The sequence below is a fragment of the Kribbella sp. NPDC059898 genome (genome assembly GCF_042730855.1).
GTDB lineage: Bacteria > Actinomycetota > Actinomycetes > Propionibacteriales > Kribbellaceae > Kribbella.
In genome coordinates, this window is sequence record NZ_JBHWKR010000042.1 from 1 (window position 1) to 1,248 (window position 1,248).

At 66.0% G+C, this 1,248-nt stretch carries 1 protein-coding gene; it reads right to left on the reverse strand.

Features of this window, described 5'->3' with window-relative positions; all coding sequences use genetic code 11:
• Window positions 1-8: 8 nt before the first annotated feature.
• Window positions 9-1,196, reverse strand: a complete 1,188-nt coding sequence (locus ACFV9C_RS44780; protein ID WP_380204281.1) for an IS30 family transposase — start codon at window positions 1,194-1,196, stop codon at window positions 9-11.
• Between the last annotated feature and the right edge of the window lie 52 nt (window positions 1,197-1,248).

Consider the following 1,248-nt stretch of genomic DNA (forward strand, 5'->3'; position numbering starts at 1 on the left):
CGGCGAAATCAGGGGGTCGTCGCAACGTTTCGTAGGTCGTCGATGAGGAGGGTAGCGAAGATTTCGCGGGGGGTGTGGTAGCCGAGGCGTTTGCGGGGTCGGTTGTTGAGTTGGTCGGCGATGGCTTGGAGGTCGGTGGCGGTGTGGACCGACAGGTCGGTGCCTTTGGGTAGGTATTCGCGGATGAGGCCGTTGGTGTTCTCGTTGGTGCCGCGTTGCCAGGGGTGGTAGGGGTCGGCGAAGTAGACGGCGATGCCGGTCTGTTCGGTGATGTGTGCGTGTTTGGCCATCTCCGATCCGCGGTCCCAGGTGAGGGTTTTGGTGAACCAGTCCGGCAGTGCGCTCATCTGCTCGGTGACGGCGTCGGCGACCCGGTCGGCGGTGTAGCCGTGCGGGAGGTGGAGCAGGGTGAGGTAGCCGGTTTTGCGTTCGACGATGGTGCCGACCGCGGAGTTGGAGGCGGTCGATCCTTTGATCAGGTCGCCTTCGTGGTGGCCGGGGATCAGGCGGGTCTCGACGTCTTCGGGCCGGTCATGGATGGATACCGCGCCGGGGATCTTGCCGCGGGTCTGGGATTTGCTGCCGCGGCGCCGGCGGGTGACCTGGCCGCGGCGCAGGCTCGCCTTCAGCTCCCGGGTCAGCTCGCCGCGCGGGTAGACGTACAGGCTCTGGTAGATCGATTCGTGACTGATCCGCATCGCCTCATTGTCGGGGTGATCGCCGGGGTGCAGCAGCCGCAACCGACCGGCGATCTGGTCCGGTGAGTACCGTTCGTCCAGCATCTGCTGCACCACCGCCCGCAACACCGCGTTGCCGCCGAGCTTGGAGACTTTCGGGCGGCGTTGCCGCTGCCAGGCCATCGCGTGGGCCCGTTCGGGCTGATACGCACCCGTGCGCGGATCACGGTTACGGTCCAGCTCCCGGCTGATCGTCGACGCCGCCCGGCCCATCCGGCGGCCGATCTCACGCAACGAGTGACCGGCGTCGTTCAGCCGGGCCAGCTCGTACCGCTCGTCCCGATCCAGGTAGCGGTCGCTGTAGGCCAAATCGGCTGGTCGATACACGCCGCCAAGACTGTGATGCAGCCGATAGATGTAGCTCTTCGACACGCCGCTACGCCGCGCCACCTCCATCGGGTTGTGCCCGTCAGCCAGCAGATCCAGCACCACCCGCCGACATTCCTCCGACAGCTTCACCGCCACAACACCCTCCAACAATCAGGCGTTGCAACAATCACCTGAACCCGCC